This is a genomic window from Chryseobacterium sp. ON_d1 (assembly GCF_006829085.1).
Lineage (GTDB): Bacteria > Bacteroidota > Bacteroidia > Flavobacteriales > Weeksellaceae > Chryseobacterium.
In genome coordinates, this window is the sequence record NZ_BJTC01000002.1 from 96256 (window position 1) to 112262 (window position 16007).

The 16007-nt window shown below is 36.1% G+C and carries 10 protein-coding genes, 1 pseudogene and 1 CRISPR repeat array; of the genes and pseudogenes, 8 read left to right on the forward strand and 3 right to left on the reverse strand.

All coding sequences use genetic code 11. From position 1 onward, the window contains the following. Window positions 1-21: 21 nt before the first annotated feature. From CRS_RS03795 to CRS_RS03805, 3 genes are all read left to right on the forward strand, one after another. On the forward strand, window positions 22-1437 hold the full coding sequence (locus CRS_RS03795; RefSeq protein WP_142722766.1) for a PLP-dependent aminotransferase family protein: 1416 nt from the start codon (window positions 22-24) through the stop codon (window positions 1435-1437). Between the two features lie 304 nt (window positions 1438-1741). After that, window positions 1742-1918: a histone H1 gene (locus CRS_RS03800; protein ID WP_002978882.1), complete on the forward strand. Its 177-nt coding sequence runs from the start codon at window positions 1742-1744 to the stop codon at window positions 1916-1918. A 254-nt stretch (window positions 1919-2172) separates the two neighbouring features. Beyond that, on the forward strand, window positions 2173-3744 hold the full coding sequence (locus CRS_RS03805; RefSeq protein ID WP_142722767.1) for a M20/M25/M40 family metallo-hydrolase: 1572 nt from the start codon (window positions 2173-2175) through the stop codon (window positions 3742-3744). A gap of 69 nt (window positions 3745-3813) precedes the next feature. Here CRS_RS03805 and CRS_RS03810 read toward each other — a convergent pair whose 3' ends face one another. Together CRS_RS03810 and CRS_RS03815 are read right to left on the reverse strand one after the other, a co-directional pair. Beyond that, window positions 3814-4464: an HAD family hydrolase gene (locus CRS_RS03810; RefSeq protein ID WP_172616994.1), complete on the reverse strand. Its 651-nt coding sequence runs from the start codon at window positions 4462-4464 to the stop codon at window positions 3814-3816. A 42-nt stretch (window positions 4465-4506) separates the two neighbouring features. Beyond that, window positions 4507-6630, reverse strand: a complete 2124-nt coding sequence (locus CRS_RS03815; protein ID WP_142722769.1) for a Tex family protein — start codon at window positions 6628-6630, stop codon at window positions 4507-4509. A 218-nt stretch (window positions 6631-6848) separates the two neighbouring features. Between CRS_RS03815 and cas9 the strand changes: the two are divergent. The 5 genes and pseudogenes from cas9 (at window position 6849) to CRS_RS03835 (ending at window position 15288) form a co-directional block, all read left to right on the forward strand. Further along, window positions 6849-11035: pseudogene (cas9, locus tag CRS_RS03820) on the forward strand (type II CRISPR RNA-guided endonuclease Cas9). A 36-nt stretch (window positions 11036-11071) separates the two neighbouring features. Then, entirely contained in the window at window positions 11072-11221 is a 150-nt protein-coding gene (locus CRS_RS24325; RefSeq protein ID WP_172616995.1) for a hypothetical protein, read from the forward strand. Window positions 11222-11240: 19 nt separating this feature from the next. After that, entirely contained in the window at window positions 11241-12134 is an 894-nt protein-coding gene (cas1, locus tag CRS_RS03825; RefSeq protein WP_142722770.1) for a type II CRISPR-associated endonuclease Cas1, read from the forward strand. Further along, a complete protein-coding gene (gene cas2, locus CRS_RS03830; RefSeq protein ID WP_142722771.1) occupies window positions 12131-12469 on the forward strand; it encodes a CRISPR-associated endonuclease Cas2 in 339 nt (112 codons plus the stop codon). The genes cas1 and cas2 overlap by 4 nt, the downstream gene beginning before the upstream one ends. A gap of 57 nt (window positions 12470-12526) precedes the next feature. Then, a CRISPR array of direct repeats spans window positions 12527-14267; the repeat unit is 47 nt; unit sequence GCTGTGACTAATCACGAAGATAATAATTTTTGAAAGCAATTCACAAC. A 343-nt stretch (window positions 14268-14610) separates the two neighbouring features. Beyond that, a complete protein-coding gene (locus tag CRS_RS03835) occupies window positions 14611-15288 on the forward strand; it encodes a YceI family protein (protein WP_142722772.1) in 678 nt (225 codons plus the stop codon). Window positions 15289-15357: 69 nt separating this feature from the next. On the opposite strand, the gene CRS_RS03840 is transcribed toward CRS_RS03835, so the two are convergent. After that, window positions 15358-15714: a hypothetical protein gene (locus CRS_RS03840; RefSeq protein WP_142722773.1), complete on the reverse strand. Its 357-nt coding sequence runs from the start codon at window positions 15712-15714 to the stop codon at window positions 15358-15360. Between the last annotated feature and the right edge of the window lie 293 nt (window positions 15715-16007).

Genomic DNA, 16007 nt, shown 5'->3' on the forward strand with positions numbered 1-16007 from the left:
TTGTTCGGTACAGTTGACGATATGATGAAACCTTATAAGTACGAAGTTTTTACAGAAACAATAGAGGAACAGATCCGCAATGGAATTTTGAAGGAAAATGACAGGCTTCCATCTGTTCGTGAGATAAAAGAAAAATACAAACTGAGTACAAGTTCTGTACAAAGCGGATTTGAATACCTTATGATCAAAGGGCTTGTCAGAAGTAATCCACGGTCAGGATATTTCGTTGCAGGAATTCAGGCGAAAAATATTCCGAAACCAAGAACAAAGCTTCCCGCTGTCGTGAGAGATGAGGTATTCATGAAAAATATAATACTGACTTCCAAAAGGACTTCCGAATCCAGCTCTTTCAATGCAGCAGCCCCCGGAGATCTGCTGATTCCGCAGAAGCTTATCCTAAGAACGATGCAGGAGGTTATTCGTGAAAAAGGGGCATCACTTCTCAGGTATTACCCTTCCAACGGTTCGGAAGAATTAAGGAAGCATATTGCCAGGCAGATGGGAGCTTACGGCTCTTTCTTAAATCCTGACAAAATAATAATCACTGACGGCGCACTCCAGGCCCTTACCATTGCTTTAAAATCAGTAACAAAATCAGGTGATGTGGTGGCAGTTGATAGTCCATGTGTATTTTCTATACTGGAAGTGATTGCTCACCTGGAGCTTAAAGTCATTGAGATTCCTGTCCATTATAAAAGCGGTTTCGATACTGAGTATTTCCGGAAAGCCTGTCAGGAAAACAATATCCGTGCTTTAGTCACTACTCCGAATTTTCACAATCCTACAGGAATACTGATGAATGATGACACAAAAAAAGAAATTCTGAACATTTCAGAAGCCTATCAGGTATGTGTTATTGAAAATGACATGTATTCTGACCTTTATTTTGGAGGACAAAAGCCCCGCAGTATAAAAAGTTTTGATGCCAGCGGTCGGGTGATGATCTATTCGTCATTTTCAAAAACACTGGCACCTGGAATCCGCTTGGGCTGGCTGTATGCCGGCGATTTCTATGCCCAATCTGAAAGAGTAAGGTTTGTCTTAGGGCGAACTGTTTCTCCTTTCTACCAGGAACTGGTACTGAAACTGCTGCAGGGAAGCAGTTACGAAAGACATCTTCGGTCATTCAGGAAAAAGCTCAACCAACAGGCTGCTCAGGTCCTAGACACTTTAAAAAATTCTTTTCCTGAAGGTTCTTATTTTCACAGGCCGCAGGGAGGTTACAGTATTTGGGGGCAGCTTCCGGAAAATATTGATATGAAAAGGTTTTACCAGTATTGTGATCAGCACCGGATTTTATTTACCCCTGGAGATACCTTTTCGTTTACTGATAAATACCATTATCATTTCAGGATTATTTTTACTGAAAGAATTACTTCTGAAAGTATGGCTTTATTGGAAGATGCAGGAAGAAAAGCACAGGAACTGTTGTTTTAACCCATTAATAATAAAAAGTAGCGGCAGGATGATCAATGCCATTACATCACTGAGTAAACAGTTTTTTTAAAAAAGACTATTTCTGTTTTTTTATTCATTTCTTGTTGATAATTAATGATTTAGTGTGTTCTTTGTTTTTGGTTTAATTCTATGGCTAATTTGCGGCAGTAATTCAATTTTAATTTAAAAATTAAAATGAATGTAAGAAAGACTAAAAAAAATAATTAAATCCACTATTTTTTTTCAACACAATTAGGCTGGAATCACCATAAAACCTATATTTGCAGCCTAAATTTTTAAATAAATGAAAGAACTAATTGAAAAAATCAACGCAGAATTTGAAGCGTTCACAACTGAGGCAAACCAACAAGCGGAAAAAGGAAACAAGGCAGCTGGTACAAGAGCTCGTAAAGCAGCTTTAGAACTAAGCAAATTGTTCAAGGAATTCAGAAAAGTTTCTGTAGAAGAAGCTAAGAAATAATTCACCTTTAGCCGGCTTTTGAAGCCGGTTTTTTTATGTCTGATTACAATATATTTTTGAATTGTTTTTTTATACAACTTATCTGAAGATCATATTCTATGGATGATCTTTTCTGTAAATACTGATATTAGTCAATTTCTGTTATTGTTTTTAAACAAAAATGTTTTATAATATCATGTGAATACCTCTTTTTTAGGACTAATCCTTCATCATTTCCCCAATTTCTGTTATCTTTAAACCAATCAATATATATTATGAGGATAAATAGATTTTTTGCAGTGCCTGCAGTATTGCTGGCTGCTCAGTTTTACTGGGCTCAGGTGAAGGTTGACCCAAAGGAAAGGTTAGACCCTATCGTAAAAAGTTTTGTAGATGAAGTCAATAATAATTCCCAGCTGGAAAATCTGGCGTATGAATTGTTGGATGGTATAGGGCCCCGTCTTGTAGGAAGTCCGGAAATGCTTGCCGCCAATGAATGGAGTGTGGGTAAGCTTCGTTCCTGGGGAGTGGATGCCAATCTTCAGCAGTTTGGAACCTGGAAAGGATGGCAGAGAGGTACTACGCATGTTGATATGACGTATCCACGCGTAAAATCTCTTTCAGCAACACAGCTGGCCTGGAGCCCGGCTACTAAAAAAGCAGTTGAGGCGGAAGTTATTATTCTCCCAAAAGTATCTTCTAAAGCAGATTTTGATCAATGGCTGCCTTCCGTGAAAGGAAAAATAGTGCTGATGGCACAATACCAGAAAATAGGACGTTCTGATGAGCAGATCAAAGAATTTGCTACCCCGGAATTATATGAAAAACTGAAAGCTGAAAGAGATCAGGCTGCGAAAGATTTTACAGCATATGTGAAAAATATTGGGTATGATAACAATACTTTACCGGATGCGCTGGAAAAAGCAGGAGCGGCTGGTATTGCCATCTCAAACTGGACGGGTATTATGGGGGCTAACAGAATATTCGGGGCAAAGACCAATAAAATCCCAATGATTGATATTGATTTGGAAGATTATGGAATGCTTTACCGAATGGCAGAAAAAGGAGGGAAGCCTAAAATAAAGATTGATGCCCAGTCGAAAATACTTCCTGAAGCTAAAAGCTTTAATACGATCGGTATGATCAAAGGAAAAGAAAAGCCTGATGAATATGTTATTCTTTCCGCTCACCTTGATTCATGGGACGGCGCTCAGGGAGCTACAGATAATGGGACGGGAACTATCACAATGCTTGAAGCGATGAGAATCCTGAAAAAATACTATCCAAATAATAAGAGAACGATTGTCATCGGACTTTGGGGAAGTGAAGAGCAGGGATTGAATGGTTCAAGAGGCTTTGTAGCAGATAACCCTCAAATCATAAAAGGAGTACAGGCTGCTTTTAATCAGGATAACGGAACCGGTCGTGTGGTAAACATCAGCGGTCAGGGATTTGTAAAAGCTTATGATTATATCGGAAGATGGCTTGACGGTGTTCCTAAAGCAGTAAAGGGCCACATTAAAACCGACTTCCCAGGAATGCCTGGCGGTGGTGGATCGGACCATGCTTCTTTTGTGGCAGCCGGAGTACCGGGATTTTCTTTAGGCTCCCTGAACTGGGGATATTTCGGATATACATGGCACACGACAAAAGATACCTATGACAAAATTGTTTTTGATGAGGTAAAAAATAATGTGATCTTAACGGCGGCATTAGCGTATATGGCTTCTGAAGATCCGGAATTCACCAGCAGAGAGAAGAGAGCAATGCCTCAGGACGACAAAGGGGAGACGGTAAAATGGCCGGAAGTAAAAGAACCCAGAAGAAGTTCTAAGGATTATAAATAATAATTTTTCTTCTTTGAAAAAATCAAGGCTGCCTAACAGGCAGCCTTGATTTTGATATACAATCTTATCTTATTTTACACTATCAGAAATATGAACCTTTAAATCAGGAAATGTAAGAATTGCTGGTTCGTAAAGTGGATCGGCCAGTTTTCCAAATCCGTATTTACAGAAAATAAAGGGCAATCCATTAGTATCTGCTGAATTATAATCGGTTTGAGTGTCACCAATGTAAAAAGAATCTTCAACAGACAGCTGATTTCTTTCCATAAGGAGCTGTATATTCTCAGCTTTTGGCTTTTGGGTCCGTCCATGAGATTCAAAATCAACAAACAGATCATTAAACTGATAATAGTCTAAAAATGATTCTATATAACCGTCCTGGCAATTGCTTACAATGAAAAGAGAGTGGGTGTTGGCAAGATTCTTTAAAGTTTCTTCTACACCCTCATATAAAATTCCACCCTGTATGTGCAGTATTTTATTTTCTTCGGCTACAATTTCAGAAAGAAGTTCCTGAGCCTGTAGGTCTGAAATATCCGGAATAATATCTTTTATAATATCATGAGCCAATAATCCCATATATTGATTCATATCTTCAGGCTTAAGCTCTCTTTGGATTAACTGATGTCTGCTCAGTACTTCATTCCATATTTTAATGATGGTCGCTCTGGAATCCCATAATGTTCCGTCCAGATCGAAAATTAAATTCTTTGTGTTCAAAATCAATATTTTGTGTTTATATTTTAATTTACAGCAGTTATTTTACAAAATCATGCTCAGCTGTACTCTTTTTCTAGCTTCATCTACTTCAGTTACCTTCACACGGACATGCTGGTGGAGCTTTACCACTTCGTTGACATCGGAAACAAATCCGTCTTTGAGCTGGGAAATATGAACCAGCCCGCTTTCTTTGATTCCCAGATCCACAAAACATCCGAAGGCTGTAATATTGTTGACAATTCCCGGAAGGATCATGCCTGCTTTTAAATCTTTAATGCTTTTTACATTGGGGTCAAATTCAAATACTTTTGCGGCTTTTCTTGGATCAAGCCCCGGTTTTTCAAGCTCTTTTAAAATATCTTGAATGCCCAGCATCCCAATCTCTCCTGTAATGTAGTTTTCCGGTTTTATCAGCGCTATTTTTTCTTTATTGGCAATCAGTTCGTCAGTTTTTATTCCGAGGTCTTTTGCCATTTTCTCAACAATTCCATATGCTTCAGGATGTACAGCCGAGTTATCCAGCGGGTTTTTGGCATTTGCAATTCTTACAAAGGCTGCTGCCTGCTGAAAAGCTTTTTCTCCAAGTCTTGGAACTTTTTTAAGCTGTTTCCTGTCCTCAAAAGCTCCATTTTCAGTACGGTAACTGACAATATTTTCAGCCATTTTCTCCCCGATTCCTGAAACATAACTTAAAAGGGATTTGCTGGCTGTATTGAGATTAATTCCCACAGAGTTGACACATTTCATCACAGTAGAATCCAGTTCGTTTTTTAGCTGAGTCTGATCTACATCATGCTGATACTGGCCCACACCAATAGATTTGGCATCAATTTTCACGAGTTCTGCCAACGGATCAGAAAGTCTTCTTCCAATAGAAACAGCCCCACGTACCGTTACATCATAGGAAGGAAACTCATCCCTTGCAATCTTACTTGCAGAATAAACTGATGCTCCGGCCTCCGAAACCACGAAAACCTGTAAAGGCTTATCAAAAGCAATCTTTTTGATAAAGAATTCTGTTTCACGGCTTGCCGTTCCATTCCCGATAGAAATGGCTTCAATATTATAGGCATTCACCATAGAACGGATCTTTTTCATGGCCATTCCGCTTTCATTCTGTGGAGCGTGAGGGTAGAGGGTTTCATTGTGCAGTAAGTCTCCTTTTTCATCCAGACAGACTACTTTGCAGCCGCTTCGGTATCCGGGATCTATTGCCAGGATTCGTTTCTCTCCCAAAGGAGGAGCCAGAAGAAGCTGGCTTAGGTTCTCAGAGAAAATTTCAATCGCTTTTTTATCTGCTTTTTCTTTGGCCTCCTGTAATGTTTCATTTGAAATAGCAGGTTCCAGAAGTCTTTTGTAACTGTCTTTTATGGCCAGTGCAATTTGCTCTGAGCTTTCATTTCGGGATTTAATAATCGCTTTTTCAATAAAATCAATCGCTTCTTCCTTGTCTATTCCTACATTTGTTTTGACAAAACCTTCGGCTTCTGCTCTTAACATAGCCAGAAGTCGGTGGGATGGTGTTCTGCTGAGGCTTTCTTCCCATTCAAAATACTGGGAGAATTTCTGTGCATCTTCTTCCTCTTTTTTAGCTTTTACCACTTTGGACGTAATCACTGCTTTACGCTGGAACAGCCTGCGGAGGTTTTTGCGGACATACATGTTTTCATTGATCCACTCCGCCATAATATCTCTGGCTCCCTGAAGTGCTTCTTCTTCGGAAGCAACCTCACTGTTGAGGTATTTTGATGCCAGAAACTGCACATCATTATTTTTCTGGCTCATGATAATTCTGGCCAAAGGTTCCAGTCCTTTTTCTTTGGCTGCATCAGCTTTGGTTTTCTTGCGCTTCTTGAAAGGCAGGTAAAGGTCTTCGAGTTCCTGGAGATCAAAGCTTTCTTCTATTCTCTGCTGAAGTTCAGGCGTTAAGGAATTCTGTTCTTCTATTGATTTTAAAATAGATTCTTTTCTTTTGACGATTTCTTCAAACTGTTTGCTGATCTTGGAAATCTGCTCAATCTGTGTTTCATCAAGATTTCCGGTTCTGTCTTTCCGGTAACGGGAAATAAAAGGAATAGTGCAGTCTTCTGCCAATAGTTGTAATGTATTGTTGATGCTCTTTTCTGAAATATTGAGCTGCTTCTGTATAAATTCTACGGTCGTCATTGTTCGGTTTTCGGATAGCTAAAATAGGGTTTTAAAACGAAAAAAGGCGAGTTGCCCCGCCTTGAATGTTTTCACAACGGAATAATCCTTATTGTGAATTGCTTTTCAAAATTATTGATACAAATATAGAAGAAAAGTGCTTAAGTTGATTTACGGGAAACCTCATTTTTAATAAATTTTTTCTTTCTATTTTTATGTGGTATCAAAAATTAATAACGATGACTAAAAATATACTTGGACTGGATTTGGGGGTTTCCTCAATTGGCTGGGCTTACGTTCAGGAAAATCCTGAGAATTTAGAAAACAGTAAAATTATCAAATTAGGAGTTCGGGTAAATCCATTAACTGTTGATGAACAGTTGAATTTTGAAAAAGGAAAACCCATTACAACTAATGCAGGAAGAACTTTAGCCAGAAGTGCGAGAAGAAATCTTCAGAGGTTTAAATTAAGAAGAGCCAATCTTATTGATGTTTTAAAGAAAAACAATATTCTTAAAGAATCTGACTTACTTGCCGAAGTTGGCAAAAATTCAACATTTCAAACGCAGGAGTTAAGAGCAAAGGCAACAAAAGAAAAAATAGAACTTTCTGAATTGGCCAGAGTTCTGCTTCTTATCAATAAGAAAAGAGGATATAAAAGCAGCCGTAAAGCTAAAAATGAAGATGAAGGACAGATAGTAGACGGAATGGCTGTTGCTAAAAAATTGTATGAAGAGAATGCAACACCTGGAGAATACTCATATCAACTTTTACAGCAGGGCAAAAAACAATTGCCTGATTTTTACCGTTCAGATTTACAGGCTGAATTTGATAAAGTATGGAATTTTCAAAAACAATATTATTCAGAAATCTTAACCGATGACCTTTATAAAGAACTACAAGGCAAAAATAAAAATGCAACTTGGACAATTCTGAAAGAACCATTTTCTCTCGTTGGAATCAAGCAAACCGGAACAATGCAGGAAAAGAAAGTTGAAAGATACTTTTGGAGAAGCGAAGCGGTAAAGAAACAATTGGATTTTGAAAGTCTGGCTGCTGTATTTCAGGAGATCAATAGCAATCTGAATAATTCGAGCGGCTATTTAGGAGCAATTAGCGATCGAAGCAAGGAACTTTATTTTCATAATCAAACGGTTGGAGAATATTTATTTCAACAATTAGAAAAGAGTCCACATACAAAGCTTAAAAATCAGGTTTTCTACAGGCAGGATTATTTAGATGAGTTTGAGAATATATGGGAAACTCAATCAAAGTATTATAAAGAACTGACAAGAGAATTAAAGGAAGAAATTCGGGATATTGTTATTTTCTATCAAAGAAAGCTCAAATCACAGAAAGGTTTAATCAGTATCTGTGAGTTTGAAAACAGGGAAATTGAAGTTACAGAAAACGGAAAAACAAAAAAGAAGACAGTTGGGCTAAAAGTAGCACCGAAATCCTCTCCCTTGTTTCAGGAATTTAAAATCTGGCAGGTTCTGAATAATTTACAGTTTCAAAATCTAGAAACAAAAGAAGTTTTCCCTATTGATTTAGATTTCAAACAATCCATTTTTAATGAAGTTAATATCAAAGGAAAACTTTCTGCAAAAGAGGTTTTAGATCTTGTTGGGTATTCAGGAAAAGAATGGAAGACGAATTTCAAAGAGATTGAAGGAAATTATACCAATGAAAATTTATATACTGCTTTTCTAAAGATTATTGCCAATGAAGGAATAGAATTTCTAAAAGAATTTAAATTGACCATTGATGACGAAATTAAGGTTTCTAAAATAAATGCTTCTGCAGAAATTATAAAATTATTCGTTAGAGAAAAGTTTTCAGGATTAGGAATTGATACATCTATTTTGGATTTTAATCCGGAGCTGGAAGGAAGTGATTTTGAAAAACAGGCTTCTTATCAACTGTGGCATTTGCTATATTCCTATGAAGGAGATGATTCTCCTTCAGGAAACGAAAAATTGTATGAATTGTTGCAAAAGAAATTTGGTTTCAGAAAAGAACATTCCCAAATATTAGCGGAAATTGGGTTTGCTCAGGATTATGGAAGTTTGAGTTCTAAGGCAATGCGAAAGATTTATCCCTATATTAAAGAGCATAAATACAGTGTAGCGTGTAGCTATGCAGGGTACAACCATTCTAAAAATTCATTGACCAGAGAGCAGTTAGAAAACCGCACTTTAAAGGAGCGTTTAGAAATTCTTCCGAAAAACTCTTTACGAAATCCTGTAGTTGAAAAGATTTTAAATCAAATGATTAATCTTGTGAATGAAGTTTCAAGGGAATACGGAAAACCTGATGAAATAAGAATAGAATTGGCGCGAGAACTCAAACTTAATGCAGAAGAACGCGCTACGATGACTTCTGAAATTAACAAAGCTACCATACAGCATCAGAAATATGTGGAAGTTTTGCAAAGAGAATTTGGCATAAAAAGTCCTTCAAGAAATGATATCATTCGCTATAAATTATATTTAGAGTTGGCAAATAACGGTTTTAAAGATTTATACACAGATGCGAAAATTGAAAGGGAAAATTTATTTACCGATAAATATGATATCGACCACATTATTCCACAATCCCGATTTTTTGATGACAGTTTTTCCAATAAAGTTTTAGCTCCAAGAAATGCTAATCTAAAAAAAGGAAATTTTACGGCTTTCGATTATCTTGAGAATGAAGGAAAGGAAAAATCAGAGAAATTTCTTAATATCATAAAAGATCTTTATGATAAAGGAGCGATTACCAAAGCAAAATATGAAAAGCTACAGAAAAAAGGCTCTGAAATAGGAGAGGGGTTCATTGAAAGGGATTTACGAAATACGCAGTATATTGCGAAAAAATCGAAGGAAATACTTTTTGGAATCACTAATTCTGTTGTTTCCACTTCAGGAAGAATTACCGATAAGCTTAGAGAAGACTGGAATCTTGTCAACACAATGAAGGAACTTAATCTGGAAAAATACAGAAAATTAGGCTTACAGAAACAGTGATCAATTCAAAAGGAGAGGAGAAGCAGAGAATCATAGACTGGACAAAAAGGAACGACCATCGTCATCACGCAATGGATGCTTTAACGGTTGCTTTTACCACCCACAGTCACATCCAATATCTGAATTATTTGAATGCAAGAAAAGATGAAAAACATAAAGAACATCAGAATATCTTTGCTATTGAAAATGCAATTACAGAAATTGTAGAAAAGAAAAATGGATCAAAAGAAAGAAGATTCAAATTACCGATTCAAAATTTCCGTACTGAAGCCAAAAAACAATTGGAAGAAGTTCTGATTTCTCATAAAGCTAAAAATAAAGTAGTTACCAAAAACATCAATAAAATTAAGAAAAAAGGAAGTGTAATTGCAAAAACAGAACTCACTCCGAGAGGACAGCTTCATAAAGAAACAATTTACGGAAGTGCTCAATTCTTAAAAACAAAAGAAGAAAAAATATCTGGAAAATTTGATGTAGAAACAATTCAGAAGGTTCAAAATGAAAAATATAGAAATGCTCTGCTAAAAAGATTGAAGGAGTTTAGCGGAGATTCTAAAAAAGCATTCACCGGAAAAAATGTTATTTCTAAAAATCCAATATTTCTTACTACTGAAAAAAAGGAGCAATTACCTGAAACCGTAACTTTAGCCTGGTATGAAAAAGGTTATACGATTAGAAAAGCTGTTAATCCTGATAATTTTAAAGATTTCAAAAATATTGAAAAGGTTATTGATAAAGGAATTCGTGATATTCTAACTGAAAGATTAAAAGAATTTAACGGAAACTCAAAAGAAGCTTTTTCTGATTTGGAAAAGAATCCGATCTGGCTTAACAAATCAAAAGGAATTTCAATAAAGACGGTTACTATTACAGGAATTAATAATGCCGAAGCTTTACATTATAAAAAAAATCATTTAGGAAAAGAAATTTTAGATGAAAACGGTCAAAGAATAGCTGTTGATTTCGTGAGTACAGGAAATAATCATCACGTTGCAATTTATGAAGATGAAAAAGGCAATCTACAGGAGAAAGTTGTGAGTTTTTATGAAGCCGTGGAAAGAGTAAATCAAAATTTACCAATAATTAACAAAGAATATAATTCTGAGCTAGGTTGGAAATTCTTATTTACAATGAAACAGAATGAAATGTTTTTATTTCCTTCAGAAGATTTTGATCCGAAAGAAGTAGATTTATTTGATGGTAAAAATCTGATTTTGATTTCAAAAAATCTTTTCAGGGTACAGAAATTTACAATTAGAGATTATTTTTTTAGACATCATTTAGAAACTACCGTCGAAGATAATTCTACTTTAAAGAATGTTACTTGGAGAAGAGAAGGGTTGAGCGGTTTAAAAGGTATTTTAAAAGTCCGTTTGAATCATCTGGGAAAAATAATTCAAATAGGAGAGTATTGAATTTGATTTATATTTTCAATTGATTAAAAATGTATTATGTCAAAAGCAGCACTGGAATTTTTAAAGAGAAATAATCTTTTACAATCTTTTAAAGCAAGAGCTGAACAATGTGTTAAATGGTCAGAATATTGTGGCTATGGTTTCGCTGATGATATGGAGTATATTTTTAATGAATATTATAGTTAAATAATTCAAACTTAAAACCATGATCACCCGTTCCATCTACATCGGTAATCCCGCTTATCTCAAACTCAAAGATGAGCAGATGAAAATCCTCTGTCCGGAAACCAAAACGGAAAAGGGAAGTGTTCCTGTGGAAGATTTGGGCTTACTCATGCTGGACCATTACCAGATTACCATTTCGCACAATCTGATTCAGAAGATGATGGGGAATAATGTGGTGGTCATTAGTTGTGATGCACATCATTTACCCCACGGCGTAATGCTTCCGCTGTATGGTCATACGGAACATTCCAACAGGGTAAAAGATCAGCTGGAAGCCAGTGAGCCGCTTAAAAAACAGCTTTGGAAACAAACGGTGGAATGTAAAATTGAAAATCAGAAAAATGTACTGATGAAGTTGGGAAACTATTACGAACCTATGATTGATTATCAAAGAAACGTAAAGTCTGGAGATATAACCAATATGGAAGGGATTGCAGCTCAGCATTACTGGAAATATCTGATCAGTCTGGATTTCCTGAGACAGCGTTTCGGAGAATCACCCAATCAGTTTTTTAATTTTGGATATGCAGTGCTCAGAAGTATTGTCGCCAGAGCTATAGTGGAAACAGGATTGCTGCCTGTTCTTGGAATTTTTCATAAAAATAAATACAATCCCTATTGCCTGGCAGACGATATAATGGAACCTTATCGTCCTTTCATTGATTTATTGGTAATGCAATGGTTAAAGATTCATCCCGATACAGAAGAGTTAACGAAAGAATTTAAAGCTCATATTTTACAGATTGCAACCAAAGATGTGAGTATTGATGATAAAACAAGACCATTGCTGGTTGCTGTTAAAACAACAGCTTCGTCGCTTTATAAATGCTATACCGGCGAAAAAAGATTGATTTCTTATCCTGAACTGTTATGAACGCCGAAAGGTTTAATGCATACCGAATTATGTGGGTTTTAGTATTATATGACTTGCCGACTGAAACTAAAGCGAATGTGAAAGATGCCAATCGTTTTCGCAAGAGTTTGATTGATGACGGATTTACCTTGTTTCAGTTTTCTATGTATGTCCGTCATTGTCCAAGTCGTGAAAATGCTGAGGTTCATATCAAAAGAGTGAAATTTATGCTGCCGAAAGCCGGGAAGGTCGCCATTATGTGTATCACGGACAAACAATTTGGAGATATTGAAATCTTCTTTGCCAGGAATAAAGAAGAGCCGCATCCGACCTTTCAACAGCTTGAATTATTCTGATTTTTAAATCCTGATTAGATAATAAATCCACTGAAATTCAGTGGATTAAATTTTGAGGCTGTGACTAATCACGAAGATAATAATTTTTGAAAGCAATTCACAACGCAACCTTAGGTAAGAGATTTTCATAGTAAGCTGTGACTAATCACGAAGATAATAATTTTTGAAAGCAATTCACAACACTCCGGCTGTTATGGTAAAGCTTCAATAAGCTGTGACTAATCACGAAGATAATAATTTTTGAAAGCAATTCACAACAGTCTGCAGGTGCTCCTGCTAATACTATTCGCTGTGACTAATCACGAAGATAATAATTTTTGAAAGCAATTCACAACTATCGTGTCGTGTGTCAGCAATTTGGCTGAGCTGTGACTAATCACGAAGATAATAATTTTTGAAAGCAATTCACAACACACTATTACTGCGCTACCACTTACGGAAGGCTGTGACTAATCACGAAGATAATAATTTTTGAAAGCAATTCACAACTTTATGGTGGTGCAGCGGGTGGTGCTAAATGCTGTGACTAATCACGAAGATAATAATTTTTGAAAGCAATTCACAACACTCGATCATTTCAGTCGCCCGGGGTTTTAGCTGTGACTAATCACGAAGATAATAATTTTTGAAAGCAATTCACAACTGCATGGAATTGAAAACAATAATGGTTGGAGCTGTGACTAATCACGAAGATAATAATTTTTGAAAGCAATTCACAACTAAGGCGTATAGTATTCCTACCAGTGAATGGCTGTGACTAATCACGAAGATAATAATTTTTGAAAGCAATTCACAACAGGAAGCGGAATATTATTTAGGGGGTTGCAGCTGTGACTAATCACGAAGATAATAATTTTTGAAAGCAATTCACAACCCTGTTTTTACAAACTATCCAATAAGGAGTGCTGTGACTAATCACGAAGATAATAATTTTTGAAAGCAATTCACAACTCCATGTAGGTGAGGATGTTACAAGTGAAAGCTGTGACTAATCACGAAGATAATAATTTTTGAAAGCAATTCACAACCGGGGCGTAATATTGTTGCCAAGCCGTATTGCTGTGACTAATCACGAAGATAATAATTTTTGAAAGCAATTCACAACTAGAGCAGATACGTAAAGGTGATGGAGGTGGCTGTGACTAATCACGAAGATAATAATTTTTGAAAGCAATTCACAACCACGAGAGCAGTACGATAGAATGTGGCGTGGCTGTGACTAATCACGAAGATAATAATTTTTGAAAGCAATTCACAACCACTATGGCGTTAGCTAATGAAGGAAAGACGCTGTGACTAATCACGAAGATAATAATTTTTGAAAGCAATTCACAACGTAATATTCTATTAGGCATATCTTCATTTTGCTGTGACTAATCACGAAGATAATAATTTTTGAAAGCAATTCACAACTACAGGTATAACCATAGATGGAACTTCTTCGCTGTGACTAATCACGAAGATAATAATTTTTGAAAGCAATTCACAACCCTTTATATTTACTAACAATCCTAACCCTGGCTGTGACTAATCACGAAGATAATAATTTTTGAAAGCAATTCACAACAGCTATCCAAACCTTTTCCATTACAACGCCGCTGTGACTAATCACGAAGATAATAATTTTTGAAAGCAATTCACAACCTAAAGCGATGGATCCATTAAATGCTATTGGCTGTGACTAATCACGAAGATAATAATTTTTGAAAGCAATTCACAACAAATACTTTAATTAATTAATAATTATACAAGCTGTGACTAATCACGAAGATAATAATTTTTGAAAGCAATTCACAACGACAGGTGTGATTGTATTTTCATCTAGATCGCTGTGACTAATCACGAAGATAATAATTTTTGAAAGCAATTCACAACAGGACTTCGAGAGTTTTGAATTTTAAAGACGCTGTGACTAATCACGAAGATAATAATTTTTGAAAGCAATTCACAACTGCCACCACCCTTCTATCCTGGCTTCATAGGCTGTGACTAATCACGAAGATAAGAATATCCCTGCAAAAAGATTTATAATTTATATAAAAATACCACATTTATTGATGTATGGTAAGGTGCCTCCCGATAGGATTTTCTATTTTTGTACCCGAAAACGACAAAATTCAAACTTTTTTAAACAGTTCAATATGAAAAAAATTAGCGTAATTGCATTAGTAGGAGTAGGATTGCTTTTAGCATCATGTAATAAAGAAAAATCGGCAGAATCTGCAGCTACTGCTCAGGAGCAGAAAGTAGCAGAGAGCAAAGGTGAAACACTTGCTGTAGATACAGCAGGGTCTGTAGTAAACTGGAAGGCATTCCATAAAGGAGGTATGGCACCTCGTTGGGGAACGCTTACAGTAAAATCAGGAGATATCAGTGTTGATGCAGGTCAGGTTGCAGCAGGAAACTTTATTATCGATATGAATTCTATTAAAGTAGATCCGGCTTCAGTAACGGAGAAAGATAAAAAACCGGCAGATCTTGAGGCTCACCTTAAAAACCCAGATTTCTTTGATGTAGCGAAAAACCCTACTTCAGATTTCAAAATTACAAGTGTTACTGATCTGAAAGAAGCACCAAAAGATGCTGTAGCAGGAGCTAACAAAACAGTAAGCGGAAACCTTACATTATCAGGAAAAACAATGAATGTTACTTTCCCTGCTAAAGTAGATGTTACTGAAAACTCAGCAGCTATTCAGGCTAAATTCACTGTAAACAGAGCAGATTGGGGAATCAAATTCGGTACTTCAGAAGCAGATCCTGCAGAATGGATGATCAGCAAGGATATTGAGATTGCTATTGATGTGAAAGCTAAAAAATAAGGTATTTAAATTTCAATACCTCTGGGCTGCCTAAATACAAGGCAGCTTTTTTATTTTACGTCAAAAAAATCAGTTCAAAATTTTTGAAGTCTGAATCCTTACACCATATTCACTTCCAAGATACAAAGGATTACCGTGCTTTTCAGACCAGAATCCATCAAGGATATCCTTGCTTAGACATCGGTATACGGCAACGCCTTTATAGATTTTATGATCTTCCCCTTCGTAGCTGAAGTTAATGACTAAAATCTGGTCTTTGTAGAATCCGGTGCCATTTTGTATATGATCACCGATCATCCATTGAGCAATGATACGGTTGTTTTCATCAATGGTTAGGGTTAATATACCGTGATAAGTGGGCAGGGAAGACTCTTCCTGGTTACTTCCTTCAATAGAGTAGCTTCCTGCCAGGTCCTGTACTGTCATTGATTTTATTTTTTAGGAACGGCAAATTTATGAAATCTGTTCTGATAGCGCTACAAATTAAACTTTGGAATTTTTCATGTGAAAAAGTTGTTTAAACTTTACCCAGCACAAAAGTCACAAAAGGTTTCACTTTAAAATACTTTAGTTCACTTAAGTAAGTTTAAAATGATACCGCAGAAAAGTTCACATAAAATGAAAATCAAAGATTTTCACAAAACTTAGGTGTGCTTAAAGCACAAGGCCTGGTTCTGAAAAGACTTAAGTGTCTAAAACTTTTGTGACTTTTATGGTTA

Bases quoted from the DNA above. Each gene is read 5' to 3' on its own strand.
- CRS_RS03800 (WP_002978882.1), top strand. From the start codon at position 1,742: ATGAAAGAACTAATTGAAAAAATCAACGCAGAATTTGAAGCGTTCACA.
- cas2 (WP_142722771.1), top strand. From the start codon at position 12,131: ATGAACGCCGAAAGGTTTAATGCATACCGAATTATGTGGGTTTTAGTA.
- CRS_RS03835 (WP_142722772.1), top strand. From the start codon at position 14,611: ATGAAAAAAATTAGCGTAATTGCATTAGTAGGAGTAGGATTGCTTTTA.
- CRS_RS24325 (WP_172616995.1), top strand. From the start codon at position 11,072: ATGTCAAAAGCAGCACTGGAATTTTTAAAGAGAAATAATCTTTTACAA.
- CRS_RS03815 (WP_142722769.1), bottom strand. From the start codon at position 6,630: ATGACGACCGTAGAATTTATACAGAAGCAGCTCAATATTTCAGAAAAG.
- CRS_RS03840 (WP_142722773.1), bottom strand. From the start codon at position 15,714: ATGACAGTACAGGACCTGGCAGGAAGCTACTCTATTGAAGGAAGTAAC.
- cas1 (WP_142722770.1), top strand. From the start codon at position 11,241: ATGATCACCCGTTCCATCTACATCGGTAATCCCGCTTATCTCAAACTC.
- CRS_RS03805 (WP_142722767.1), top strand. From the start codon at position 2,173: ATGAGGATAAATAGATTTTTTGCAGTGCCTGCAGTATTGCTGGCTGCT.
- CRS_RS03795 (WP_142722766.1), top strand. From the start codon at position 22: ATGATGAAACCTTATAAGTACGAAGTTTTTACAGAAACAATAGAGGAA.